21 protein-coding genes are annotated in these 25232 nt (G+C 61.8%); 15 read left to right on the forward strand and 6 right to left on the reverse strand.

What is annotated here, in order from left to right:
* The first annotated feature begins 30 nt into the window (after nt 1-30).
* The 6 genes from GYM54_RS03250 (at nt 31) to GYM54_RS03275 (ending at nt 6207) form a co-directional block, all read left to right on the forward strand.
* Entirely contained in the window at nt 31-2088 is a 2058-nt protein-coding gene (locus tag GYM54_RS03250; RefSeq protein WP_181103546.1) for an FUSC family protein, read from the forward strand.
* On the forward strand, nt 2085-2294 hold the full coding sequence (locus GYM54_RS03255) for a DUF1656 domain-containing protein (protein ID WP_197445064.1): 210 nt from the start codon (nt 2085-2087) through the stop codon (nt 2292-2294). Before GYM54_RS03250 ends, GYM54_RS03255 begins: the two co-directional genes overlap by 4 nt.
* On the forward strand, nt 2291-3193 hold the full coding sequence (locus GYM54_RS03260) for an HlyD family secretion protein (protein WP_181103541.1): 903 nt from the start codon (nt 2291-2293) through the stop codon (nt 3191-3193). Before GYM54_RS03255 ends, GYM54_RS03260 begins: the two co-directional genes overlap by 4 nt.
* Nucleotides 3190-4641, forward strand: coding sequence for an efflux transporter outer membrane subunit (locus tag GYM54_RS03265; protein ID WP_181103539.1), 1452 nt, complete (start codon nt 3190-3192; stop codon nt 4639-4641). The genes GYM54_RS03260 and GYM54_RS03265 overlap by 4 nt, the downstream gene beginning before the upstream one ends.
* A 145-nt stretch (nt 4642-4786) precedes the next feature.
* A complete protein-coding gene (locus tag GYM54_RS03270; RefSeq protein ID WP_131648810.1) occupies nt 4787-5722 on the forward strand; it encodes a LysR family transcriptional regulator in 936 nt (311 codons plus the stop codon).
* A 248-nt stretch (nt 5723-5970) separates the two neighbouring features.
* Nucleotides 5971-6207, forward strand: coding sequence for a DUF2790 domain-containing protein (locus GYM54_RS03275; protein WP_131648811.1), 237 nt, complete (start codon nt 5971-5973; stop codon nt 6205-6207).
* 27 nt (nt 6208-6234) lie between these two features.
* Here the strand turns inward: GYM54_RS03275 and ligD are convergent, their stop codons facing one another.
* Entirely contained in the window at nt 6235-8787 is a 2553-nt protein-coding gene (gene ligD / locus GYM54_RS03280; protein WP_197445065.1) for a DNA ligase D, read from the reverse strand.
* A 23-nt stretch (nt 8788-8810) separates the two neighbouring features.
* Nucleotides 8811-9128 (reverse strand): hypothetical protein, encoded by a 318-nt coding sequence (locus GYM54_RS03285; protein ID WP_219853139.1) that lies wholly within the window; start codon nt 9126-9128, stop codon nt 8811-8813.
* Between the two features lie 273 nt (nt 9129-9401).
* Here GYM54_RS03285 and GYM54_RS03290 point away from each other — a divergent pair, with 273 nt between their 5' ends.
* Nucleotides 9402-9683, forward strand: coding sequence for a DUF1652 domain-containing protein (locus GYM54_RS03290; protein ID WP_131648814.1), 282 nt, complete (start codon nt 9402-9404; stop codon nt 9681-9683).
* Nucleotides 9684-9713: 30 nt separating this feature from the next.
* Here GYM54_RS03290 and GYM54_RS03295 read toward each other — a convergent pair whose 3' ends face one another.
* A complete protein-coding gene (locus GYM54_RS03295) occupies nt 9714-10244 on the reverse strand; it encodes a ferritin-like domain-containing protein (RefSeq protein WP_131648815.1) in 531 nt (176 codons plus the stop codon).
* A gap of 181 nt (nt 10245-10425) precedes the next feature.
* On the opposite strand from GYM54_RS03295, the gene GYM54_RS03300 reads away from it, so the two are divergent.
* Nucleotides 10426-11538, forward strand: a complete 1113-nt coding sequence (locus GYM54_RS03300) for a mechanosensitive ion channel family protein (RefSeq protein WP_181103952.1) — start codon at nt 10426-10428, stop codon at nt 11536-11538.
* Nucleotides 11539-11613: 75 nt separating this feature from the next.
* Here the strand turns inward: GYM54_RS03300 and GYM54_RS03305 are convergent, their stop codons facing one another.
* Entirely contained in the window at nt 11614-12114 is a 501-nt protein-coding gene (locus tag GYM54_RS03305; protein ID WP_181103535.1) for a CinA family protein, read from the reverse strand.
* Between the two features lie 300 nt (nt 12115-12414).
* On the opposite strand from GYM54_RS03305, the gene glgA reads away from it, so the two are divergent.
* The 7 genes from glgA (at nt 12415) to GYM54_RS03340 (ending at nt 24355) form a co-directional block, all read left to right on the forward strand.
* A complete protein-coding gene (gene glgA, locus GYM54_RS03310; protein ID WP_181103534.1) occupies nt 12415-13965 on the forward strand; it encodes a glycogen synthase GlgA in 1551 nt (516 codons plus the stop codon).
* A 12-nt stretch (nt 13966-13977) separates the two neighbouring features.
* Complete coding sequence (treZ, locus tag GYM54_RS03315; protein ID WP_181103533.1) at nt 13978-15756, forward strand: malto-oligosyltrehalose trehalohydrolase; 1779 nt, start codon at nt 13978-13980, stop codon at nt 15754-15756.
* A complete protein-coding gene (gene malQ / locus GYM54_RS03320) occupies nt 15746-17824 on the forward strand; it encodes a 4-alpha-glucanotransferase (protein ID WP_197445066.1) in 2079 nt (692 codons plus the stop codon). Before treZ ends, malQ begins: the two co-directional genes overlap by 11 nt.
* The gene (locus GYM54_RS03325; RefSeq protein ID WP_197445067.1) at nt 17821-20634 is read left to right on the forward strand and encodes a malto-oligosyltrehalose synthase; all 2814 of its coding nucleotides are present in this window, start codon (nt 17821-17823) and stop codon (nt 20632-20634) included. The genes malQ and GYM54_RS03325 overlap by 4 nt, the downstream gene beginning before the upstream one ends.
* Entirely contained in the window at nt 20631-21011 is a 381-nt protein-coding gene (locus tag GYM54_RS03330; protein ID WP_197445068.1) for a DUF2934 domain-containing protein, read from the forward strand. The genes GYM54_RS03325 and GYM54_RS03330 overlap by 4 nt, the downstream gene beginning before the upstream one ends.
* A 118-nt stretch (nt 21012-21129) precedes the next feature.
* Nucleotides 21130-23280: a glycogen debranching protein GlgX gene (gene glgX / locus GYM54_RS03335; protein ID WP_181103529.1), complete on the forward strand. Its 2151-nt coding sequence runs from the start codon at nt 21130-21132 to the stop codon at nt 23278-23280.
* Between the two features lie 217 nt (nt 23281-23497).
* Nucleotides 23498-24355 (forward strand): M23 family metallopeptidase, encoded by an 858-nt coding sequence (locus GYM54_RS03340; protein WP_181103527.1) that lies wholly within the window; start codon nt 23498-23500, stop codon nt 24353-24355.
* Nucleotides 24356-24363: 8 nt separating this feature from the next.
* Here the strand turns inward: GYM54_RS03340 and GYM54_RS03345 are convergent, their stop codons facing one another.
* Together GYM54_RS03345 and GYM54_RS03350 are read right to left on the reverse strand one after the other, a co-directional pair.
* On the reverse strand, nt 24364-24885 hold the full coding sequence (locus tag GYM54_RS03345; protein WP_131648824.1) for a cytochrome b: 522 nt from the start codon (nt 24883-24885) through the stop codon (nt 24364-24366).
* A 29-nt stretch (nt 24886-24914) separates the two neighbouring features.
* Nucleotides 24915-25205 (reverse strand): DUF2218 domain-containing protein, encoded by a 291-nt coding sequence (locus tag GYM54_RS03350; protein WP_181103525.1) that lies wholly within the window; start codon nt 25203-25205, stop codon nt 24915-24917.
* Nucleotides 25206-25232: the final 27 nt, after the last annotated feature.

The following is a 25232-nucleotide window of genomic DNA, read 5'->3' on the forward strand; positions in this document are numbered from 1 at the left end:
GCGATGCGGCCTCGTGAAAAAACTAAAACCATGAATATGCCTACCTGGCGCGAATGGCTGTTTTCAGCCAAAGCGCTGACCGCTGCGTTGCTGTCGCTTTACATCGCGCTCGCCATTCCGCTGGACAATCCCTATTGGGCGATGGCCTCGGTTTACGTCGTTTCGCACCCGCTGTCGGGCGCCACGCGCTCGAAGGCGATCTACCGGGCTCTGGGAACCGTACTCGGTGCAGCGGCATCGGTTGCGATATTGCCGCTGTTCGGCCAGCAGCCGGTGATGCTGAGCCTGGTCATATCGTTGTGGCTCACCACCCTGCTCTACCTTTCGCTGATCGACCGCTCACCGCGCAGCTACATCTTCATGCTTGCGGCCTACACCGTGCCGTTGATCAGCCTCACCGAAGTCAACAATCCGCAGCATATCTTCGATGTAGCGCTGGCCCGGTCCGAGGAAATTCTGCTGGGCATCGTCTGTGCCAGCCTGGTCAATGCGCTGCTCTTTCCCAGCCGCATCGCACCGGTGCTGAATGCGCGTATGACGGTGCTGCTCGCCGACGCCCGCGTCGGGGCATTGCAGATGCTCGGCGCAACAGGATCGACTGCCCTCGATCAGCGTGCGTTGCACCAATTGATGATCGACGTGATGGGGCTCGACGGCATGATCGTGCACCTTGAGTACGACGCCGACAGCCATCTCCCGACCCGCCATGCCCGGGAATTCCGCGCACGCATGGCGATGCTCGCGCCGCAGCTGATCTCCATGGGCGACGCGCTGCGTCAGCTACGCCAGGAACTGCCGGAGCCGCTGCCGGAGTTCGAAGAATATCTGCAGCGCGTCGGCCAATGGTTGCAGGGCGAGGATGCGCAGCTCGATGCTGATCGCCTCGTCGAGCGCAGCTGGCAGCTGCAAACATGGCTGAGCGATAGCTATCCGGAACAGCACTTGGCGCTGGCCGGTGCGCTCGGGCAGATCCGTGCACTGATCGATCTCTGGCAGGATGCCCTGGAGCTGCGCCGGTGCTTTGCCCTGGGCCATCCCGAGCAGGCGCCGATGCTGCGCTATCGAATGCGCCAGTTGATCGGAGCCCCCCGTCATTACGACTATCCGTTGCTGGCGTTCAGCGCCTTGTCCGCTGGAATCCTCGTACTGCTGGTCAGTCTGCTGTGGTACTGGTCGGGATGGGCGCACGGCTACACCGGAGTGTTCCTTGCGGCCGTCGCCAGCTGTTTCTTCGCCAGCCAGGACAACCCGGCGCCTTTCATCAAATCGATGCTGGTGGCGACGCTGATCTCCACCGTAGCCGCCGCCATCTACCTCTTTGCACTGATGCCCAACGTGCATGACTTTGGCAGCCTGGCCATTCTCCTAGCCGCACCGTTGCTGCTGTTGGGTACCTTTTCCGGTCGTCCTCAATATGCCGGGACGGCGATTCTGTTGGCGGTTCAGACCATTTCCACCCTCACCATTCAGGATCGTTACGCCGCCGATTTCTCGCGGTTTGCCGATGTCGCCCTGTCCTCGGCCATGGGCGTGACCTTCGCGCTGATCTGGGCCCGCCTGACCCGACCATTCGGCACGCAGTGGGCGGCGCGGCGTCTTGCTCGCAGCGGCTGGATCAGTCTCTCGCGGCTTGCGCTGGCCAAGCCGAAACAGGATCACGACGACGTCGCCTCCAAGGTCATCGACCGTACCGCTCAATTACTGCCGCGCCTCGCCCAATTGGCCGACCAGGGCCTGGCGCTGCACGACGCGACCCGAGGTTTGAGACTGTGCTTCCGCTTGCTGGAACTCAAGCGAGTGCCGCTGCCCGCAGACGCCGAGCAACGGCTGCAACCGGTCATTCTGGCGCTGCACGATTACTTCCAGGTGTGCGCTCGCGCCCGTCATCCGCAGTCCGCGCCGGATGGCCTGCGCGAGCAACTGGATGACGGCGTGTATTACCTATGGAGCCGCCGTAATGGCCAGGCTGCACACGACGCCTGCCTGGCGCTGCACGGCCTGCGTCTCGCGCTGTTCCCTGCGGATGCGCCTGCCACCGCGCCGCTATCGACCACAACCGGGTACGACCCTCTCGGAGCCCCCGCATGACTGGACATCTGAATATCTATGGCGTCTACGTGCCGGTACTGCTGGTGTTGATGCTTGCTGCCTATCTGCTCAAAAGCCTGCTGGGCATCGCCCTCGCCCGGCTGGGCCTGTACCGCTGGGTCTGGCATCCGCCGCTGTTCAACCTCGCCCTCTACGTCATGGTGCTGGGCGCCCTGTCCACCCTCATACCGGGAGTCGAATCGTGAAGAAATGGATACCTGCCGCCGGCTCGGTGATGCTGACCCTGTTGGCCGTCGCCATCGCCGTCGTGGTGAGCGTGTATCTGTGGGACTACTACATGGAAGCGCCCTGGACCCGCGACGGCCATGTGCATGCCGACATCATTCAGGTGGCGCCTGACGTGTCCGGGCTGGTCACCGAGCTGCGCGTGCGGGACAACCAGAAGGTTAGCCGTGGACAGGTGCTGTTCGTCATCGATCAGGCACGCTTCGAACTCGCCCTCGAAGAAGCCGAAGCGACCGTGCTGGAGCGCCGTGCGCTGCTCGCTCAGGCGGGCCGGGAAGCCAAGCGCAACCGTGTGTTGAAAGACTTGATCGCCGCGGAAACCATCGAAATCGGCGACACCCAGGTCAAGCGCGCCGAAGCCGCACTGAAGACCGCCGAAGCCGCCCTCGGCGTGGCGCGGCTCGACCTGGAGCGCACCCGTGTGCTCAGCCCTGTCGATGGCTATCTCAGCGATCAGACCATGCGCGTCGGCGATTACGTCCACACCGGCAAACCGGTGCTGTCGATCGTCGATACCCGTTCGCTGCGCGTCGAAGGCTATTTCGAGGAAACCAAACTGCACGCCATCGAGATCGGCCAGCCGGTGGATATCCGGCTGATGGGGGAATCGCAGCACCTGCGTGGCCATGTCCAAAGCATTGCCGCCGGCATCGAGGACCGCGACCGCGCGCGCGGAAACTCGCTGCTGCCCAACATCAATCCGAGCTTCAACTGGGTGCGACTGGCCCAGCGAATACCGGTGCGCGTGGTGCTGGAAGACGGCCAGGAAACCGACATCCGACTGGTCATCGGCCGAACCGCGACCCTCTCGGTGCTGCCCTGGCCACAAGCCGGCAAGGTGGAGCCTGCAACGCCATGAAACGCCATAACCTTACTGCCCTGCTGGCTCTGGTCGGCACCCTCAGTGCCTGCACCATGGTCGGGCCCGATTATCGGCTGCCGGACGATGCCGCGATTCAACGTACCGAAGCCCAGGCACCGTTCGATCTGGCTGGCAGTGCGAAGGTGGAACAAGCCGAGTTGCCCGCCGACTGGTGGAAACTCTATGACGATCCCCTCCTCGACCGGCTGGTGAGCGAGGCGCTGGAACGCAATACCGACGTGCGCCTGGCCTATCACAACCTGCGGCGCGCCTACGAGGGCTTCCAGATGGCCCATCACGCGCAGGAAATCGAGATTGGTGGTGCCGGCTCGCTCGCGCGTGGTCAGCTATCCAGTGAGTCACTGGCACTGCAGGAAAAAATCCCGGTGATGAACCTCGCCGATGCCGGGCTTTCGGTCGGCTATCAGCTCGATCTGTTCGGCAAGCTCAAGCGCGCCGCCGAATCAGCCGGAGCCAGTGCTGATGCCAGCGCCGCGGCCCTCGATGCCGCCCGTATCACCGTCGTGGCTCAGGTCGTGCGCAATTATGTCGAGGCCTGCCACGCGGGCGAAGAACTGAAGATCGCCAAGCATTCATTGGATATTCAACAACGCCAGCTGGATGTGGCCACGCGGCTGTTCAGCGGCGGTCGCGGCAACGAAGTAGACGTGGCTCGCGCACGCGCTCAGGTCGAGGCGCTGCGTGCCGAGGTTCCTCCGTTCGAGACGAAAAAATCCGCAGCGCTTTATCAAGTCGCCGCCCTGCTCGGCCGCACGCCCGGTGACTTGCCAGAACCAGTCATTACCTGCAGCCACGCGCCGCAGCTGAGCCAGCCGATTCCGGTTGGCGATGGCGCGGCGTTGCTCAAGCGTCGTCCGGACGTCCGCGCGGCGGAACGCAGCCTGGCTGCTGCCACCGCAGATATCGGGGTCGCCACCGCAATGATGTACCCGGAAATCAGCCTCGGCGCCTCGGCCGGCTATACCGGCATGCTCGAACACATCGCCGATCCTATTACCCGTCGTTGGGAATTCGGGCCGTCCATTTCCTGGCACATCCCGACGAAAGTCGACCGCGCGCGGGTCCGTGCCATGGAAGCCGGCGCCGACGCGGCCCTTGCGCGTTTCGACGGCGCGGTACTCAACGCCCTGCGCGAAACCCAAACGCTGTTGGCGCGGTATGCCGACGATTTGCAGCGCAACCGTGCCCTGCGCGATTCCCGCGACGCCGCCAGCCGCGCTGCCGATCACACCCGTCGGCTCTACCAGGAAGGCCGTTTGGCCTATCTCGACAGCCTCGACACCGAGCGCACCCTGGCCTTTGCCGAAGCCGCCTTGGCGGAATCCGAAGCACAGCTTTCGCTGGATCAGGTCAACCTGTTCCTGGCGTTGGGTGGCGGATGGGAAGACGCTGAGCGTACGCCGTCGACCCAGCTTGCCCATTGAGCTATCTGCACAACGCTGATCGCGCGATGCCAGGACAAATGACGCTTTCCAGACTCAGAGTGAGATGACAGAAAGAACCGCTTCATTCGTCGCGCCCGGTGTCAGCAAGCGGGACTTGGCAAGTGGCATAGAGGATAGGTAACCAATGGATTTACTTCATGCGATGCGAGTATTCGTACGGGTAGCCGACGCCGGCAGCTTCACGGCGGCGGCGCTGCAGTCCGATACCTCCACCGCTCAGGTTTCCCGGCTGGTGTCGGAGCTGGAAAATCATCTGCAAGCGCGTCTGCTGCACCGCACAACGCGGCGTCTGTCTCTGACCGAAGCGGGCCAGCGTTTTCTCGAGCAAAGCCGCGCGATCCTTGATCAGGTCGAGCTGGCGCGGGTCGAAGCCAGCGGCGCGCATCTGGTGCCCAGAGGGCGGTTGCGGGTGCATTCCACCATCGGCCTGGGCATCCAGCTGCTGGCGACGCTTGCCGGCCGCTACGACGAGATCTATCCGGATGTCTATCTGGACCTGATCCTCTCCCAGCGCCAACCCGATTTGCTGGAAGACAACCTCGACGTGATCATCACACTGTCGCGCGAGCTGCCGGATTCCGAGTTGATTGCCCAGCGACTGGGTACGGTATTTCACGTCGTCTGCGCCTCGCCGAGTTACATCGAACAGCACGGTGCGCCGAAGGTGCCGGCCGATCTCCAACAGCATCGCTGCCTGCGGCTTGCCGATCCGGTGTTCGCCGACAGCTGGAGCTTCATCGGCGATGGCATCGAGCAGACGATTCAACCCAGCGAAACCTTCAAGGTGAACGTGGCCGAAGCCATGAGTTCGGCTGCCGAAGCGGGCATGGGCGTGTGTTTGTTGCCCGATTACGTGGCGGTCCCGGCGCTGCAGCGCGGTACGCTGGTGCGGCTGTTGCCGCAGTTCCGTCTGCAGGAAAAAACCATCTACGCGCTCTACCCGTCGCGACGGTTCCTCGATGCCAAGGTCAAGACCTGGGTCGAGTTCCTTAAAGCGGAATTGCCGCAAGCCTTCGCCAGCTATCACCAGCTCATCCAGAACCCCAAATACTGGGCCTGAAGATTGTTACCACAGCGGTAACGATCCCTCTCCGGAAACGCCATTTTTCCGCGGTTCGGCATTCTTTATTCTTTGCCTCGTGGCAGTAGGCGGTTGATTTCGATCCCGCGCTGCATCGGTTGCACGATCGCTCCTTTCGGTCGACCGATGCCCTGTCATCTTTGGCTGCCTTTCCTCGTTGGCAGCCAGTTTTAATTCCCCAAGCGCTCGCCGCATCTGGCGGGCGTCAAAAACGCAAAGAGGTCGTTATGAAAAATCTGCTCTGGATTGCCGGCTTGTCCGTGTTCGCTCAACTGGCTATCGCTGCTCCGCAGCCCGCTCCTTATCAATACGGCGACAAGCTGGACATCGCCGAGATCATCTCGATGGAAGTACCGAACGGCGGCTGTGAAGTGGTCGAAGCCAAGATGACCTATCTTGACTCCAAGGGCGAAACTCAGGTGATGAGCTATCTGCGCCAGGGCGCTGACTGCAACGATCACTGATCGACTGTCCGCCATCCCCTCAATCGGTCATTTCATCCCTAGCCGCTCGCGCATATCCGCTGTAATCGTTTGATCCGTCTCGTCGATTTCGGCCCAGGGGTCGTCGTCGCCCTGCTCTTCCAGCCGTGACATGAGGTTGCGGATGGTCCAGAGATTGGCGCCCTTGAGCTCGGCGAGCTCGTCGCGGTGAATCGGCACCGACACCGAAAGCCCTTCACGCGCCCGCACCGAATAGGCGGCGACGGTGCTGGCGCCCTGACTGTTGCGCAAATAGTCGATGAAGATCCGTCCGACGCGGTTCTTCGGCCCGCTGACCGCAGAGAAATGCTGCGGCAGCAACTTCGCCATGTACTGCGCGATCGCCTGGCTGAACGCCTTTACTTCCTTCCAGTTCTGAGTTGGCTTCAGAGGTACCAGAATGTGTAGCCCCTTGCCTCCGCTGGTCTTGAGGAAGGATTGCAGGCCGATTTCATCCAGCAGCGTCTGAGTCAGTTGGGTCGCCTCGACCATGCGCTTCCAAGGCAGCGCTGGGTCGGGGTCGAGATCCAGCACGAAGCGGTCCGGATGATCGAGTACCGGAGCGACTGCGTTCCAAGTGTGCAACTCGATGGTGCCCATCTGCGCGGCGCTGACCAGGGCTTCGACGCTGTCGATGGTCATCAGCGCGGCGTGTTTGGGAAACAACGCCGTATCCAGTTGGGTAATGTGCGGAATGCTCAGCTTCTCGGTGTGTTTCTGAAAGAACAGCTCGCCTTCGATGCCTTCCGGGGCGCGGACCAGTGCCAGCGGCCTCTGGCGAAGATGCGGCAATGCCCAAGGCGCCACCTCGGCGTAGAAGCGCGCCAGTTCCATCTTGGTTGCGCCAATGGATTTGTCGATGATGCGCTCGGGGTTGGAGATCTTGATCTTGCCGCCCGCGCTGCTTGCTGATTTATCAGCGGCTTTACTCTTGGTCTTGGGCGCTTTCGCCGGGCGCTCATGGGTAATGGCCTGTGCGGGCTTATCCGAGCGCAACCCGTGGAAGACCGAGTGACGAATCACGCCCTGCCGGGTCATTTCGGCGAAGGCGACTTCGCACATCAATTCCGGCTTGAGCCAGTGCGCGCCGCGCACATCCGCGGCTGGCGGCGCCTTCGCCAGCGGGCTCTTGTCGACTTTCAGCGGCTTCAGCTTGGCATGCAAACTCTTGAGCGTGGCCTGATTGAAGCCGGTCCCAACCTTGCCCGCGTAATGCAATTCGCCCTCATCGTTATGCAGACCCAGCAGCAAGGCGCCGAAGCCGGCGCGTGTGCCCTTTGGATCGGTGAAGCCAACGATGATGAATTCCTGGCGGTTCTTGCACTTTATCTTCACCCAGCTATTGCTGCGTTTGGAGACATAGGTGCTGCCAGCGCGCTTGCCAATCAATCCTTCGAGCTTCATCTGACAGGCACTGTCCAGCACGCTTTCAGGCTGTTCAGTGAAGTCCGCGGAGAAACGCAGCAGCTCGTTGTCATTGGCTTCCAGCAGCTGACTCAAAGCCGCCCGGCGCTCTTCCAGCGGGACTTCGCGCAGGTCCATGCCGTTCAAAAAAGGCAAATCGAACAGGTAATAAAGGATGGTGCCGCTACGCCCGATTTCGAAGGCGTTCTGCAACGCCTGGAAATCCGGCGTGCCCTCCTCGTTCGGCACTACCACTTCGCCGTCGAGCCAGGCCGACTCGAGCCCGAGCGCCGCTAGCGCTTCGGCTTGTTGTGGCATCTTGGCCGTCCAGTCGTGACCGTTGCGAGTGAATAGCTGAACCTTGCCCGACTCGATGCGTGCCATGATTCGATAGCCATCGAACTTGATCTCGTAGCGCCAATCCCCATCGGGCACGGATTCGACCAGGGTCGCGAGTTGCGGTTTGAGGCTGTCCGGGAGCGGCGCGGGCTTGGCGCCGGACAGCGTGGTGTGCGCGGCTTTCTTGCGAGTGCGCGCCGCAGGCGTCTTGACCGGCTTGGCGTCTACTTCGAGCTTCGCCTTGCCGCGTTTGCGCGGAATCAGCGTTCGGTCGCTGAGTACGCTGTCGGATTGTTCCTTGACGATGTCGTAGTCCTGCTCGGGGCGCGCCGCGTCGTCGTTCGACTTGATCAGAAACCACTGTTCCTTGCCGCCGTCCATGCGCGTGCGCACCAGGTTCCAGACGCCGCTGAGCTTTTCCCCTTCCAGCGTGAATTTGAGTTTGCCTTTGCGATACCCCTCGTGCGGATCGCCTTCCGGAATCCAGATGCCCCGGTCCCAGACGATCACATCACCCGCGCCGTAATGGCCGGCCGGAATAGTGCCTTCGAAGGTGGCGTAGTCCAGCGGATGGTCCTCGACGTGCACCGCCAGCCGGCGCGACTTGGGATCCAGTGACGGCCCTTTGGGCACCGCCCAGCTCTTGAGCGTGCCGTCCAATTCGAGGCGGAAGTCGTAATGCAGCCGGGACGCATCGTGCTTCTGGATGCAGTACTGAAGCGCTCCGCTTTTGTCTTGCTTGCGACGCGTTCGGGTGTCGCCGCCCGGCTCGGGCGTCGCGGCGAAATCCCGCTTACGGTTGTATTCGTCGAGGGCCATGGTGCCGGCTCCGTGACGCCGGTTTATTCGAGCGTGCCGGGATCGGACGCCGAGTCGGTCGGGCCGCCGTGGCTGGAGTGACGCCCTGGATTGACTGATGCATCGTCGGCCTCCTGATCGGCCTCACCCTCAGTCGCCGGAGGCTCGCTGACAAGATCACCGTCTTCGGTCACGGTACGGCCCTGGCTGTCCTTGTGCGTATCAAGCGTTTCCTGAGGCGTCGGGTTGCCCATCGGGCTGGGACGGGCACCGCGTTCGTCTTCAGGCGTGCCGGCAGGCCACTGGGCGAACGCGGATGAAGCCATGAGGCTTGCGAATACCAATGCGAATATGGATTTCATGATGATTCCTCGTCGTCAGGTATTGGCGCTCGCTGCAAGTGGGCTCGCGAGTTCCGAGACTGGTTGGTAGCGCCGAATTTCGAGGGACGGAAGCCGTCGGCAAGCGCAACGGCGCGAGTTTCGCCGCTTGCTTCTGGTCTGCCGAGCGGCGGCAAAGTGATGTTTACAACGGGACAGGGCCTGCTAGCGTTGTTAGATGCCGCTGACGCAAAACCGTAGCATCCGACCGCGAGCACGCTCGCCGACTCTGGAGACTCGAAAGGAGGAAGGATCATGGCTTCACGTCTACCTCTGCTGACGATTGAGAACATCCTCCGCAACTACCTGTATCCCTTCCGCTGTGACTGCCATGCTCAGGAAGACAGCCGTGTCACCGTCCGGCTCTATGAAGAGCACGTGGACGGCGAAGAGCTCACCGTTTTCGGCATCACCGATGATCAGTGCCGCGACGCTGCGAATCTGGTGCGGCTGGCTCAGGAACTGCGCTTCGAGCTGTACGCCACACGAGGCGGCCTGATGACCGCCTCGCTTTCCGACAAAGTCGCCGAGCAGTAGCCGAATGTCGCGCGGCTACTCAGCGCCTTGTCAGCGTTTCGCCTCAACGTTGGGGGTCTGCGCGCGGGTCAGATAGGCCTGGGTCAGCTCGGCAAGGTGACTGCGCATCCATTCGGCCATCGCCACTTCTTCAGCCAGAATGCGTGTGCAGATCTCGGCGGTCTGGGTATCGCCAATGGTCTCGGCGGCCGCGATCAGAATCTCGTAGGACGCGATTTCCAGATTCTCGAAGACGTAGCCCATCTGAGCGCCTTTGACGATTTCGTCATTGACCATCATGCCGCCCATGGCTTGCCCCATGGCCATCATCTTGCCGCCCAGATCCTTGAGGCCCGAATAGGACTTGTCGTAGCGCTGTAGGCAGCTTTCGATCAGCTTGGCCTGGTTCTGAGTCTCGGTAATGTGTTGCTCGATCCTCGCTTTCAACTGGGGATAGTGCTCGATGCGGCTGGCCTGTTTGCTGAGCATGGACTCGGCCTGAGCCTCCATCGCGTGAGCATCGCGCAGCCATTCGATCAAACGTTCGACGCGGACGTCGTTTCCGGTTTGTGCACTTTGCATGTCGCTTCTCCCATGGGTTGGATACCGATTGGGTCTACACCCTTGTAAGTGTGAAAGGAGCCGCCACAGGGAGTTCCACGCATCCGACTGAATGCACGTTGATGAACTTTGGAAAACCGCCATCAGTCATCTGAAGCAGTCATTCATACGGAGCTGGCTTATCGAACCCCTCGCCTTGCCCATGCCCTGGGAGAACTACATAGACGAGCCCGCATTGCGGATACTGCTGGCGGCCTCCTTCGTGGTGGTCGTATTGAGCGTGTTTGGCCGTGTACTGACCGCGGTGATGCTGCGATTGGGGCGCAGGTTTCTTTTTACCAAGGCAGTGTCCGAGCAGTTGGAAAAGCCCATTCGGCTGTTGCTTCCATTGCTTGGCCTGCAGGCAGTCTTGACGGCTTCCGGGGATGAATTCGCCTTGCTGGATGCGGCTCGTCGCATAACGGCCCTGTTGATCATCGGTTGCTTCACCTGGCTCGCTCTACGGCTTTTGCGCGGCCTTGAGCAGGCCGTGCGAATGAAGAACCCCGTGGATGTCAGCGATAACCTGCGCGCACGGCAAATCCAGACGCAGTCGCGCGTGCTGCTACGGACACTGGGTTTTTTCGTCCTGCTGATCGGCGCTGCCAGCATGCTGATGACCTTCCCGGCGGCGCGCCAGCTCGGTGCCAGCCTGCTCGCTTCGGCAGGTCTCGCTGGCCTTGCCGTGGGCTTCGCTGCGCGTCCGGTGCTCGCCAACCTGATCGCGGGCATACAGATTGCGATCACCCAGCCGATTCGTCTGGATGACGTGGTGATCGTTGAAAACGAGTGGGGCCGGATCGAGGAAATCACCGGGACGTACGTCATCGTTCGCATCTGGGATGACCGCCGGTTGGTAGTGCCTCTGCAGTACTTCATCGAGAAACCGTTCCAGAACTGGACGCGGCGCAACTCCAGCATCATCGGCTCGGTGTTTCTCTGGGTCGACTATTCACTGCCACTGGAGCCGTTGCGCGAGGAATTGCGACGGCTCTGCCAAGACGTTCCGCAGCTGTGGGACGGCCGCGTCATCGTGCTGCAGGTGACAGACACTAGTGAGAAATCCATTCAGCTGCGGGTGCTGGTGAGCTCCCCGGATTCGTCGCGCAATTGGGATCTGCGCTGCCATTTACGTGAGGGCTTGATCGGCTTCGTTCAGCGTCAATACCCGCAATGCCTGCCGCAACTGCGGGCAGACCTTAGCGTTGGGCACAAGCCGAACATCGACAAGTCCGTTCCGGAGCACATGGAACCGGAGCGTCAGCCGCCGGTTTGAACGCGGCGGATGAGACCCTCGGCTCGCCCCGAGTGCGGGCGCCTGGTTACCACATCGGTGCAGCGCTTATGTCGATCAGTCCTGCTCGCGTAGTTTGTCGAGCAGCTGCTCGTATTTGATCGGCAACTGCTCCAATCCGTAGCGCGCGGCCTGCTTGCGTATGTCCACTCGGTCTCCGGCGAACCGCACGGTCTCGCTGATGCTGACCTGGCGTTCGCCTTGCATCAACGCAAAGGCGTAGCACTGAGTGCCGCCGGCATCTTCTTCACTGTCATCGGCAACGCCGGTGTTGGCGACGGCGACATTGGCGACGCTGGCATTCAGCGCGCCGATCGCCATCTCGGTGGCAACCTCTTCGCTGGTCAGGCCAAAGGTTTCGATGGTTTCGAAGCTGACGTGAAGCAGACGGTTCTTCGCCTTCGGCGAGTAAACGACGAAGCCGCTGTCGAGCACTTGGCCGCACCCAGGAATGTCGCCTAGCAGCGAGGCCATCAGGCCACAAGTGCAGGATTCCGCCGTGGTCAATTTCATCTTTTTGTCGCTAAAAAACCGCACGATTTCAGCAAGGTCTTGCATGGTCTTGGCTCCGACTGGCAGCGATAAAACAACGGTGTCGCGTCAGTTTTCCGAGCCGGCCTTCGAGCGCAAAGTTCCACCTGGCGGTTTTGGTCGAAAACTGAGAACGAATTCATAGCGCCGGAGTCTTTTTCAAGGTAGGGCCTTCGCGCTTCTGCGCCGCGTAACAAGCGACTCCAAAAAAAGAAGAAACCACTCTTGCCGTGCTCATGATCTGCAGCTCCAGAGGGATGCTGCTTGGAAAACAAACGTGCTTGTGATCGGCCTCATGCCAACACCGGTCACCTGGGGAAAGTGCTTATGAGTATTGCTGCAGTAAATGGCCAATCTGCTCGACCCAAAACAATCCAACGTCCGGGCGTGCTCGTCGAGCGACCAGTGCTGCAACTTCGCAGCACGCAGATCGATAAGAAAAAGATCCTTTTCGTAACTTCGGAGCTGACCGATCTGATCAAGACGGGCGGGCTTGCCGACGTTTCGGCCGCCCTGCCCCGTGCGCTGGGCGATATGCACGATGTCCGCGTGCTGATTCCCGGTTACACACAGGTCATGGAATGCGGCGAACCGATTCGCATCGTTGGCAGCGTGCACGCCTACAGCGACCTGCCGCCCTGCAAAGTCGGCCGCCTCGACATGCCGGACGGCCTGATCATCTACGTGCTGATCTGCCCGGAACTGTACGAGCGCGACGGTCTGCCGTATGGCGACGAACATGGCAATGACTGGCCGGATAACCCGGTGCGTTTCGCCCGCTTGTGCCTGGCGGCAGCGGACATCGCCGCGGGCACCGCCTGCATTCGCTGGGCACCTGATCTGGTCCATGCGCACGACTGGCCGACCGGCCTGACGCCTGCGTACATGAAGTGGCGCGGCTTGAGCACGCCCAGCATCTTCACCATTCACAATCTGGCGTATCAGGGCAACATCGACATGAGCCTACGGCGCAAACTGGGCATTCCCCAGGAAGCCTGCAGCCCGGAGCGAATGGAATTCTACGGCGCGCTGTCGTTCCTCAAGGCAGGGATTGCCTACGCCAACCGGGTCACGACCGTCAGCGCGACCTACGCCGAAGAAATCACGACGCCCGAGTTCGGCTGCGGTATGGAGGGTTTTCTTGCGATGAAAGCGCGCCAGGGCCTGCTAAGCGGACTGCTGAACGGCATCGACGAGAGCTGGGAGCCACAGACCTGCACGCACCTGATCAGCCAGTTCGGTCCGCATGAGTGGGCCGGCAAGCAGGCCAATGCGGCGCACGTGCGGGACCTGTTCGGTCTGGAACCGGGCGAGGGCCCGCTATTCGCCGTGGTGTCCCGGCTCGTGCACCAGAAAGGCATTGACCTGACTATCGAGGTCGCCGAAACCATCGTCCAGCACGGCGGGCAGCTGGCCATTCTCGGTCGTGGTGAGCCGCATATCGAAGACGAGGTGCGCCGGCTCACGGAGCGCTTTCCCGGTCGGGTCGGCGCGCATATCGGTTTCAACGAGACCGATGCCCGACGGCTATTTGCTGGCAGTGACTTCCTGCTCATGCCCTCGCGCTACGAGCCCTGCGGCCTGAGCCAGATGTACGCCCAGCGCTTCGCAGCGCTGCCCATCGCCCACCGCACCGGCGGGCTGGCGGACAGCATCGACGACGGCGTCACCGGCTTTCTGTTCAGCGAGGCGACGACGCCAAGCTACCGTCAAGCCGTGGAAAGGGCGCTGGCAGTACATGAGAACCCGCACTTACTAAACGCGATGCGTTGCCGAGCCATGAGCGGCGGTTTCTTCTGGCGCCACGCAATCGAACCGTATGACCGGCTGTATCGACAGTTGCTGGGTGAGCGGCGCGAAGCCCAGGCCATCTTTTAACGAGGTCAATCAATGCAAAACAGGCCAGCCCGTGACGGGCGACACGGACCGGTGCTACTCGACGCTTCGCGTATCCGGTTCAGGCTCTGGGCACCCGACGCGCAACGCGTCAGCCTGGTGATGGTCGGCGGCGATACGCTGCCCATGCAGGAAGGCGAAGACGGTTGGTACAGCATCGAGGCGAACGCAACCGCCGGCTCGCAATACAGCTTTCTGATCGACGACGAGCTGACGGTGCCCGACCCCGCGTCGCGCGCGCAGTCAGCGGATATCCACGACCCCAGCGTCGTGGTCGATCCCGATGCCTATCAGTGGCGCAACCGTGACTGGCAGGGTCGGCCGTGGCACGAAACCGTGCTCTATGAATTGCACGTGTCCGCATACGGCGGCTACGCGCAGATCGAGCAGCGCCTTCCTGCCCTTGCCGAACTGGGCGTCACCGCCATCGAACTGATGCCGCTCGCCGAATTTCCCGGTGATCGCAACTGGGGCTACGACGGCGTTCTGCTCTATGCACCCGAGGCGTCCTACGGCACGCCCGAGCAGCTCAAGCACCTAATCGACACGGCCCACGGTCTGGGTCTGATGGTCTTTATCGATGTGGTCTACAACCACTTCGGGCCGGACGGCAATTATCTGCACCGCTACGCCAAACATTTCTTCCGCCACGATCAGCAGACGCCCTGGGGAGACGCCATCGATTTCCGCCGCCGTGAAGTGCGCGATTTCTTCATCGATAACGCGCTGATGTGGCTGATGGAATACCGCTTCGATGGCCTGCGCATGGATGCCGTCCATGCCATTCCGGATCGCACCTTCCTCACCGAACTCGCCGAGCGGGTGCGCGCCGAAACGGAGCCCGGCCGTCATGTACATCTGGTGCTGGAGAACGAAGACAACCGCGCCAGCCTGCTTACGCAAGGCTTCACTGCCCAGTGGGATGACGACGGGCACAACGTGCTGCATACGCTGCTGACCGGGGAAAGCCAGGGTTACTACGCGGAATACCATCAGGACTCGACCGACAAACTGGTGCGTTTCCTCGGAGAAGGCTTTATCTATCAGGGCCAGCAGAACCGTCGCGGTGAATCCCGTGGCGAGCCCAGTGGCCATCTTTCCCCGACGTCGTTCGTGCTGTTCCTGCAGAACCATGACCAGACCGGCAACCGTGCCTTCGGCGACCGGCTGATCAGCCTTACCGATCCCGATGCCTTGAAGGCGGCGACCACCATCCTGCTGCTATCACCGATGATTCCGCTGCTGTTCATGGGCGAGGAATGGGGCGCGCGCGAACCTTTCCTGTTTTTCACCAGCCACCACGGCGAACTGGCTGATGCCGTTCGGGAAGGCCGCCGCGGCGAATTCGCCGAGTTTTCCGAGTTCGCCGACGAGCAGACCCGCGCGCGCATCCCGGACCCGAACGCAGTGGAGACGTTCGAGGCGTCCAAACCTGACTTCAGCAAGCGAGATCAGCCGGAACATGCCGAGTGGCTGGCGCTGTATCGCCAACTGTTGCAAATCCGCCATCGCGAAATCATGCCGCGCCTCGAAGGCTCGCGGTTCCTCGGCGCGCAAGCGCTTGGAGAGGCAGTCGCCCTCGCCCGCTGGCGTCTGGGTGACGGTAGCGAACTGCGCCTGGAATTGAATCTCAGCGACCGCGACGTTGAGCTGACTCCGCCCGCTGCCGCGGCGCGCCTGCTGCATGCCAGCCGTAGCATCGATACGTCCAATCCCGGCACGCTGCCCGCGCGCTCCGCCAGGATGTATTTGGAGACTGCAGATGAGCGATGAACGACTGAACCGATTGGCCGAGGCAGCCGGCCTGTCCATCAATTGGGTAGACGCCGACGGCCGCGATCAACGGGTAAACCCTGATGTGCTGCGCGCCGTGCTCAACGGATTAGGACTAGCGGCCGGTAGCGATGAAGAAATCGAGAGCAGCCTGAAAAAGCTCGATGCTATCAATGACGGCGCCAACTTGCCGCCCTTGCTCACCCTGGATCAGGGGGCCGCACTGGAGCTGGGCCAATACTGCAAACCGTCCACGCCCTACCGCCTGGAATTGGAAGACGGCAGCCTGCATGACGGAACGCTGGATGGTCAGGCCCGCCTGGCCGCGATCGACACGCCTGGCTACCACCAACTGGAAATCGCCGGCCAACGACTGACTATCGCGGTGGCGCCGCATGCCTGCCCCAGTGTCGAAGACGTCGCCGGCCCCAACGCTTGGGGGCTTACTGCTCAGCTGTACGGCCTACGCCGCCCCGGCGATGGTGGGCTGGGCGATACCCTGGCGCTGGAAACCCTGGTGCGTAACGCCGCCGCGCATGGCGCTTCAGCGCTGGGCATCAGCCCGATCCATGCGATGTTCCCGGGCAATAGTGGTCAGTACAGCCCGTATTCACCCTCCAGCCGGCTGTTCTACAACATTCTGCATAGCGCACCGGAAGCGGTGCTCGGTGAGAAGCCCGTGCGGATCGCCGTCGAAACCTGCGGCCTGGGCGAAGAACTGCAGCGTCTGGAACAACTCGAGCTGATCGACTGGAACGCTGTGTCCAGGACCCGTCAGTGCCTGCTCCGTGCGCTTTACGACGATTTCTGCACGGGCGGAAATGCCCAGCAGGCCGACTTCGATAGTTTCCGCGAAGCAGGCGGCGAGGCGCTGGAGAACCATTGTCGATTCGAGGCCCTGCACGCAACGCTGCTCAGTCCCGACGGACATCCGCAACACTGGCGCGACTGGCCGGAGCAGTACCGCACCCCACAGAGCCCTGGTGTCGAGCAATTTGCCCAGGAACACGCCAACGAGGTGAGCTATTACGCCTTCTGCCAGTGGCTGATCGCGCGCGGGCTGGAGCGTGCGCAGACCGCAGCGCAGAGCGCCGGGATGAAGATCGGCCTGATCAGCGATCTGGCCGTCGGCGCCGATGGCGGCGGCAGTCAGGCCTGGAGCCGGCAGGACGAAGTACTGGCCGCACTGAGCGTCGGCGCGCCGCCGGACATCATCAATCGCCAGGGTCAGAGCTGGGGCATTTCCGCATTTTCGCCCTGGGGTCTGAAGGCCCACGGTTATCGCGCCTTCATCGAGATGGTGCGCGCCAACCTGGCGCACGCCGGCGGCATGCGCATCGATCACGTGATGGGCCTGATGCGTCTGTGGGTGATGCCCTCCGGCGCAGGGCCTGCTGAAGGCGCCTATCTGAATTACCCGTTCGACGACTTGCTGCGGCTGCTCTCGCTGGAAGCCTGGCGGCGCAATGCGGTGATCCTCGGCGAGGACTTGGGCACCGTACCGGAGGGGCTGCGCGAGAAACTGGCGGCGCGCAACCTGCTGGCCATGCGCGTGCTGTTCTTCGAGCGCGACCATAACGGCAACTTCAAACCACCGATGCAGTGGCCGCGCAGTGCGCTGGCCACCTCCACCACCCACGACCTGCCAACCATCAACGGCTGGTGGCAAGGCCACGACATCGATTGGCGCATCCAGGTTGGCCAGCACCAGGAGCATGAACGGCCGGCGCAACTGGAAGAACGCGAGCGCGAACGGGCCGGCCTGCTTCGTCTGTTGTGCGAGTACGCGCCGGATGTCGAAGGCGATCTTAGCGACCCGCAAGTGCTGGCCGACGCTTGCGCGGCCTTCCTCGGACGCACGCCAGCGCCGCTGGTGTTGTTTTCGGTCGAGGATGCGCTGTGCCTGCTGGAACAGCCGAACATGCCAGGCACCACCGACGCCCACCCCAACTGGCGTCGCCGCTACCCCGGCGACAGCGCCACGCTGCTCGACGAGCCGGCATGCACGCGTCGCCTGAACATCCTTGCTGAAGCCCGTAAGCAGAACATTGGAAGCGATCATCGATGAAAGACCTGAGCGCCACCCTGCGATTGCAATTTCATCGGGACTTCACCTTGGACGATGCGACCGCTCTGGTCGATTACTTCGCCGACCTCGGTATCAGCCACCTCTACGCATCGCCCCTGTTGACGGCGCGGCCCGGCTCGATGCACGGCTACGATGTCATCGACCCGACCCGCATCAATCCTGAACTTGGCGGCGAGCCGGCCCTGCGCCGTCTGGTCGACGCGCTACGCGCCAAAGGCATGGGGCTGATCCTCGATATCGTCTCCAACCACATGGCCGTTGGCGGCGCGGGCAATCCTTGGTGGTTGGACGTGCTCGAATGGGGCCGCCGCAGCCCTTATGCACAGTTCTTCGATATCCAATGGAATTCGCCCGATCCCTTGCTCGAAGGCCAACTGCTGGTCCCCTTCCTGGGCTGCGACTATGGCGAGGCCCTGCAGGACGGCAAGATTCCGCTGCGGCTGGATGTGGAAAACGGCGCCTTCCATGCCGAACACTACGAGCACCGCTTCCCTATTACGCCACCCAGCTACGGCGAGATCCTACGGCTGACCGATAACCCGGAGCTGCGCGCCCTGGCGCAACATTTCGATGCGCTTAAAACCGAGCCGGCGCCTTATCAGACTGCTCGTCAGCTGCGCGCCGATTTGGCGCAGTTACTGAAAGACAGCGCACTACGGCAAACCCTCGAAGACGCGCTCAGACACTACGACTCGACCACCGAGGAAGGCTTCAAACGTCTTCACGGACTGCTCGAACGGCAGAACTACCGCCTCGCCAGCTGGCGTACCGCAGGCGACGACATCAACTGGCGGCGTTTCTTCGATATCAACGAGCTGGGCGGCCTGCGTGTCGAGCGGCCGGTGGTGTTCGAGGAAACCCACGCAAAGATCTTCGAATTGCTCGCCGAAGGGTTGGTAGATGGTTTGCGCATCGATCACATCGACGGGCTGGCCAATCCGCGTGGTTATTGCCGTCGGCTGCGACGCCGGGTGGACCGCCTGAACGCTGCTCGGCCTGTGGAAGCGGCACAGGATCACGTACCCATCTACGTCGAAAAAATCCTCGCCGAGGGCGAACGCCTGCACGACGACTGGGGCGTGGATGGCACCACTGGCTACGAATTCATGAATCAGATTTCGCTGCTGCAGCACGATCCCGCCGGCAAGGCCGTGCTCTGCGGGCTATGGAGCGAAACCGCCGAACGCCCTGCGGATTTCATGGAGGAAGTGCGGCAGGCGCGGCAGTTGGTGCTAACCGGGCCATTGGCCGGCGACTTCGAGGCCGTCGCCCAGGCACTGCTGCAAGTAGCGCGCTACGACGTGATGACGCGGGACATCACGCTTGGCGCGATCCGCCGCGCGCTGCTGGAGCTGATCGTGCACTTCCCGGTGTACCGAACCTATGTCGGTGCCCGTGGCCGGCGCGAGGCTGACGAGCCGTTCTTCCAGCAGGCGCTGGCCGGCGCACGCACAACGCTTGGCGAGGCGGACTGGCCTTTGCTGGATCTGCTTGATCGCTGGCTCGGCGGCGAAAGCCTGCGCGCATTGCCGCCAGGCCCGGCCCGGCGAATCCGTCGCTATGCCTGCACGCGCTTTCAGCAGCTCACCTCGCCTGCGGCTGCCAAGGCCGTGGAAGACACCGCCTGCTATCGCTCCGGTGCATTGCTGTCACGCAACGACGTGGGGTTCGATCCGCAGACCTTCAGCGCACCGGTGCAGGCTTTTCACGCTGCTTGTCTGGAGCGTGCCGAACACTTTCCGCGCAACCTGCTGACCACCGCGACCCACGACCATAAGCGCGGCGAAGACACCCGCGCTCGTATGACGGTGATCAGCGAACGCGCCGAATGGTTCGCCGCCAAGGTGCGCCACTGGCGACAACTCGCTTACGGCCAGCGTCAAGAGTTGGCCGACGGGCCGGCGCCTTCGGCGGGCGACGAGATGCTGCTGTTCCAGATACTGCTTGGCTGCTGGCCGCTGGACCTGAACGCCGATGACAAGCCAGCCATGGAGGCGTTTTGCGAGCGGATCATCAAGTGGCAGGAAAAGGCCGTGCGCGAAGCCAAGTTGCGCAGCACCTGGACCGATCCCAACAGCGATTACGAAAGCGCCTGCCAGCACTATCTACGGGCTCTGCTGCTCGGCGAGGAATGCAGGACGCTACGCAACGAGATTGCCGAGGCAGCCCTCGAACTGGCCCCGGCCGGGGCCTTGAATAGCTTGACTCAAGCGCTGCTGCGCATGACCACGCCCGGCGTGCCGGATTTGTATCAAGGTGCCGATTACTGGGATTTCAGTCTGGTCGATCCGGACAACCGTCGCCCCGTCGATTTCGACCGTCGTCGCGCCACCTTCGACCTGCAGGCGCAACCGGCCGAGTTGCTAGCGAGTTGGCAGGACGGTCGCATCAAACAATGGCTGATCGGTCGGACCCTTGGATTGCGGCGTTCACAGCCACGGCTGTTCAACGAGGGACGCCACCTGCCGTTGCACGTCGAGGGCGAGCACGCCGATCAGTTGATCGCCTTCGCCCGTGAGCTCGACGGCAACTGGCTCATCGTGGTGGCGGCGCGACTGGCCAGCAGTCTGCTCGCTGACAGTCAGACACCACAGATTCCTGCGGAGCGCTGGGGCGATACGCGGGTGCGATTGCCCGATGCGCTGAGCGGTCATGCCCTGGAGCGACTTTTTGACGGAAAGACAGTCACACCCAAACAAGCGGCTCTGAGTGCGACAGAGGTTTTGCAGCAACTGCCGGTGGCGGTTTTACAGGTAACGATCAGTTCAACAGGAGAATCAGAACGATGAACAAGAACGAGCAGCGCATCCGCGAACTCGCGTACGACATATGGGTATCGGAGGGCCGCCCGCACGGCGAGGACGAACGTCATTGGGAAATGGCCCGCAAGCTCGCCGAGGCAGAGGCCAAGCCGGGTGATAAACCCGCAAGCCGCGCCCGCAAGACCGCCACCAAACCGACCGATGCGACTCCCGCTCCTAAATCCTCGAAAGCGACGAAAACCGCGAAAGATGCCGAGGACGCGAAAGATGTCAAACCTGCCAAGGCTGCGTCCGCCGCCAAAGGCACTGCACGCCCGAAGGCCAAGGCCGGCACCGATGCCGCCGAAGGCACCCCGGAGGGCGTAAAGAAGAACCGCGCCCCTCGCGCCAAGAAAGAAACCTGAACAGCACTGCGGCGCAGCCCGGCTCCCTCGGAGAGTCGGGCGACCGAGGTGTTCGATCGTCTTGCACAGCCTCAACCTCAATCAAGAGCACGAGCAACGAGCTGCCATCGGAGATTTCATGAGTAGAAAAAAGCCTGCGGCGCCTCAGATTCTGACCTCTTCGCGTATTCGCGAAGGCCTCCCCTTCCCGCTTGGCGCCACCTGGGACGGGCTTGGGGTCAACTTCGCGATCTTTTCCGCGAACGCCACCAAGGTTGAGCTGTGCCTGTTCGATGCCGATGGCGAAACCGAACTCGAGCGCATCGAACTGCCCGAATATACCGACGAGATCTGGCATGGCTACCTGCCAGACGCCCATCCGGGGCAGATCTATGGCTATCGCGTGCACGGCCCGTACGAGCCCGAATCTGGTCACCGTTTCAATCCCAACAAATTGCTGATCGACCCGTATGCCAAGCAATTGGTGGGCGAGCTGAAATGGTCCGAGGCGCTGTTCGGGTACACCATCGGCCATCCCGACGCCGACCTCAGCTTTGACGAGCGAGACAGCGCGCCCTTCGTCCCAAAATGCAAGATCATCGATCCGGCGTTCACCTGGGGCCACGACCGCCCGGTACAGGTCCCCTGGGATCGCACCATCATTTATGAAACCCACGTGCGTGGCTTCACCATGCGGCATCCGTCGGTAGCCGAAGACATGCGCGGCACTTTTGGCGGCTTCAAGACGCCAGAAGTGATCGACTACCTGAGCAAACTCGGCGTGTCGTCTATCGAGTTTCTGCCCATTCATGCCTTCGTCCAGGACCAGCATCTGCTGGAGAAAGGCATGAGCAACTACTGGGGCTACAACAGCATCGCCTTCTTCGCGCCGCATCCGAAATACCTGGCCAGCGGCAAGATCAGCGAGTTCAAGGAAATGGTCGCGCACCTGCACAATGCCGACCTCGAGGTCATTCTCGATGTGGTCTACAACCACACCGCCGAAGGCAACGAGCTGGGCCCGACCCTGTCCATGCGCGGCATCGATAACGTCTCCTACTACCGGTTGATGCCGGACGAAAAGCGCTACTACATCAACGACTCCGGCACTGGCAACACGCTGGACATGAGCCATCCCTGCGTGGTGCAGATGGTCACCGACTCCCTGCGCTACTGGGCTGAAGAAATGCACGTCGATGGCTTCCGCTTCGATCTGGCGACCATTCTGGGTCGTGAGCACGATGGTTATGACGAACGCCATGGCTTCCTCGTCGCCTGTCGTCAGGACCCGGTACTGGCCAAGACCAAGCTCATCGCCGAGCCTTGGGACTGCGGGCCTGGCGGCTATCAGGTCGGTGGTTTCCCACCCGGATGGGCCGAGTGGAACGATCAATATCGCGACACCGTGCGAGCGTTCTGGAGAGGTGACGACGGCCAGCTGGCCGATTTCGCCAGCCGTCTTACCGGCTCGGGTGATCTGTTCAACCAGCGCGGCCGCCGGCCGTTCAGTTCGGTCAATTTCGTGACGGCACACGACGGTTTCACGCTCAAGGACTTGGTGTCTTACAACCACAAGCACAACGAGGACAACGACGAAGACAACCGCGACGGCAGCGATAACAACATTTCCTGGAATCACGGCGTCGAAGGCCCGACCGATGATGCGGAAATCAACGAACTGCGCTTCCGTCAGATGCGTAACTTCTTCGCCACGCTGCTGTTCTCGCAAGGCACGCCGATGATCGTTGCCGGCGATGAGTTTGCGCGGACCCAGCACGGCAACAACAACGCCTACTGCCAGGACAGTGAAATCGGTTGGGTGAATTGGGATATCCCCGAAGATAGCCGGACCTTGCAGGCCTTCGTTCGCAAACTGATTCGCCTGCGCCAGCGCTACCCGATGCTGCGTCGTGGACGTTTCCTGGTCGGCGCCTACAACGAGGAACTGGGCGTCAAGGACGTCACCTGGCTCGCGCCGCATGCTGAAGAGATGACCGTCGAGCACTGGGAAGACGGCAACAACCGCTGCATGGGCATGCTGCTCGATGGCCGCGCGCAGGCGACCGGCATTCGCAAGGCCGGTTCGGACGCAACCTTGCTGCTGATCGTCAACTCACATCACGACATCGTGAATTTCACCCTACCGGAAGTACCGCAAGGCATTTACTGGAACCGCTTGATCGACACCAACAACCCCGTCGCACGCGCCGAGCGTTTCGAATTCAGTGATGAATACGGACTGACCGGCCGCTCGCTGCTGCTGTTCGAGTTGATCAAGGAAGAGGAATAACGCCGAGCCATCGCCAATCGCGGAGCCCCGACATCGGGGCTTCGACTTATCTAAAGGCCACGCCGGCAGCTACTCAACCCTTCGATGGTTCTCGACGTGCGGTATGAACCCTCGCGAATGTCTCCAGTCCCAACCCCCAGCGCGGCACTCACGAAACTCGACGGATTTGTTCTGCCAGCCGCAGGCGGGTTGTCCCTTCCGTGACGGATCACACCTTATGGCTTCGACTCGGCTGATCGTTTCACTTGCTCTGCTGATCTTCATTTCCATCAGCGCCCTGCCCGTTCTGGCCGGTGGTGCCATCACCAATGCGACGCTCCCGGCGGGCAAAGCCGGTACCGTCCGGCTGTTCGTGAACCGCGTCGGCTCCGGCAAGGCGATGGACGTGCGCAACGATACGGACGTGCCGGTCGAGGTGGTGCTGCGCCTGACGCGAATGGTCAATGTCGCGGGCGTTGGCAAGGGTGTGGTGCGCAAGACGGTTCCCGCTCGCACCCGCATGCGCATCGCCACCTTGCGCAAGCGCCAGTCGGGTTATCCGTTGATGTATCAGCAGTCGTTCAGCTATTCGCTGATCTACTCGCCGGAGCCGGGCAAGAAAGGTTCGGTGGGCGGCTACGCCTATGCGCTGCCCTGGAAAGGCGGTCCGTTCCGTATATCACAGGGGGCCGGTGGCGATTTCAGCCACAACTCGCCCAAAGGCCGCTTTGCCGTGGATATCGCCATGCCGGTAGGTACGCCGATCGTTGCAGCACGTGCGGGTACGGTGGTGAAGATACGCAATGACCAGCACGGACGTCGGCCGGACCCGGCGGGGAACTATGTGCGAATTCTCCACGATGACGGTACGCACAGTGCGTACCTGCATTTGAAGCGTGGTTCGGTGCAGGTGAAATCGGGTCAGCAGGTGAAGATCGGTAGCCTGTTGGGACAATCCGGCAACACCGGACGCAGCACGGGGCCGCATTTGCATTTCGTGGTGCAGAAAAAAATCGAGGACAGCCTGATATCTGTCCCCTTCCGTTTTACCCAGCCAGTGGAGTCGCTGCCCAACTTCGCCCTCAGCGAGCGTTGAAGTTGGAGTTACAGCATCCGCCGCATGATGTCGTCGCGCTTGACGAAATGGTGGAGCAACGCCATGCCGATATGCCCGACCACCAGCAGCACCACTATCCAGGCCAGCGGTGAGTGGAGGCTGCCGATGCTCGCTGCCCAAGCGATTTCCGGGCCTTTGGCGACCAACTGCACGCCGAACACTTTCAGTCCATAACCGTTACCCAGCATGGTCAGCACGCCGGTAATCGGCATCAACAGCATGCCGAGGTACAACGCGAAATGCCCCGCCTTGACCACGAACGCCGTCGCCGGATCATGCAGCGGCCGCTGCTTGAGCTGGCTTGATGCCCAGAAAATGCGCAGAACGATCAGCACCAGGAGCAGCGAGCCGATGGAGACATGCCAGGGTACGAGCGTCTGGCCAATCCAATGCTCGCCTTCGCTGATGCGGTCGCCGAGCTTGAGCAGCTGCCAGATGATCAGCCCGCCCATCAGCCAGTGAAACCATTTACTGACCTTTCCGTAACGCTCTCTCGAGTCGTGAATCATCGCTTCTGCTCCAACGTCGTTCGTTTGAATCACTGCCAGGTAAAGCTCAGAGCTTCGCCGGTCGCCATGCGTTCCAGATGATCAGCAACCACCTGTTGCAGCTTCTGCAGCTGCTCTGAGTCTTCGGCTTCGACCACGACCTGCAGCCCGCCTTCTGCGACCTGTAGCCGGCAATTGCCGATAGGCAGCTCGATCTCCCCCTGCTGCTCATCGTGCTGTACGGGAAACTTGTGGCCCCAGTGCTTGCAGAGCCGGTTGATCAGTCGAGATGGCTTCTCGGTCGCGACCGTGGCGGTCGCCGTTTCAGGTAATGCTTTCAACTATTCCTCCTTCGACGCGCAATGCCG

This window comes from Pseudomonas sp. MTM4 (genome assembly GCF_019355055.1).
Taxonomy (GTDB): Bacteria; Pseudomonadota; Gammaproteobacteria; order Pseudomonadales; family Pseudomonadaceae; genus Stutzerimonas.

What these genes read in the sequence shown, in the direction of transcription:
- GYM54_RS03250 (WP_181103546.1), top strand. Translation starts at nt 31, where the DNA reads ATGAATATGCCTACCTGGCGCGAATGGCTGTTTTCAGCCAAAGCGCTG.
- GYM54_RS03255 (WP_197445064.1), top strand. Translation starts at nt 2,085, where the DNA reads ATGACTGGACATCTGAATATCTATGGCGTCTACGTGCCGGTACTGCTG.
- GYM54_RS03265 (WP_181103539.1), top strand. Translation starts at nt 3,190, where the DNA reads ATGAAACGCCATAACCTTACTGCCCTGCTGGCTCTGGTCGGCACCCTC.
- GYM54_RS03270 (WP_131648810.1), top strand. Translation starts at nt 4,787, where the DNA reads ATGGATTTACTTCATGCGATGCGAGTATTCGTACGGGTAGCCGACGCC.
- GYM54_RS03275 (WP_131648811.1), top strand. Translation starts at nt 5,971, where the DNA reads ATGAAAAATCTGCTCTGGATTGCCGGCTTGTCCGTGTTCGCTCAACTG.
- ligD (WP_197445065.1), bottom strand. Translation starts at nt 8,787, where the DNA reads ATGGCCCTCGACGAATACAACCGTAAGCGGGATTTCGCCGCGACGCCC.
- GYM54_RS03285 (WP_219853139.1), bottom strand. Translation starts at nt 9,128, where the DNA reads ATGAAATCCATATTCGCATTGGTATTCGCAAGCCTCATGGCTTCATCC.
- GYM54_RS03290 (WP_131648814.1), top strand. Translation starts at nt 9,402, where the DNA reads ATGGCTTCACGTCTACCTCTGCTGACGATTGAGAACATCCTCCGCAAC.
- GYM54_RS03295 (WP_131648815.1), bottom strand. Translation starts at nt 10,244, where the DNA reads ATGCAAAGTGCACAAACCGGAAACGACGTCCGCGTCGAACGTTTGATC.
- GYM54_RS03300 (WP_181103952.1), top strand. Translation starts at nt 10,426, where the DNA reads ATGCCCTGGGAGAACTACATAGACGAGCCCGCATTGCGGATACTGCTG.
- GYM54_RS03305 (WP_181103535.1), bottom strand. Translation starts at nt 12,114, where the DNA reads ATGCAAGACCTTGCTGAAATCGTGCGGTTTTTTAGCGACAAAAAGATG.
- glgA (WP_181103534.1), top strand. Translation starts at nt 12,415, where the DNA reads ATGAGTATTGCTGCAGTAAATGGCCAATCTGCTCGACCCAAAACAATC.
- treZ (WP_181103533.1), top strand. Translation starts at nt 13,978, where the DNA reads ATGCAAAACAGGCCAGCCCGTGACGGGCGACACGGACCGGTGCTACTC.
- malQ (WP_197445066.1), top strand. Translation starts at nt 15,746, where the DNA reads ATGAGCGATGAACGACTGAACCGATTGGCCGAGGCAGCCGGCCTGTCC.
- GYM54_RS03325 (WP_197445067.1), top strand. Translation starts at nt 17,821, where the DNA reads ATGAAAGACCTGAGCGCCACCCTGCGATTGCAATTTCATCGGGACTTC.
- GYM54_RS03330 (WP_197445068.1), top strand. Translation starts at nt 20,631, where the DNA reads ATGAACAAGAACGAGCAGCGCATCCGCGAACTCGCGTACGACATATGG.
- glgX (WP_181103529.1), top strand. Translation starts at nt 21,130, where the DNA reads ATGAGTAGAAAAAAGCCTGCGGCGCCTCAGATTCTGACCTCTTCGCGT.
- GYM54_RS03340 (WP_181103527.1), top strand. Translation starts at nt 23,498, where the DNA reads ATGGCTTCGACTCGGCTGATCGTTTCACTTGCTCTGCTGATCTTCATT.
- GYM54_RS03345 (WP_131648824.1), bottom strand. Translation starts at nt 24,885, where the DNA reads ATGATTCACGACTCGAGAGAGCGTTACGGAAAGGTCAGTAAATGGTTT.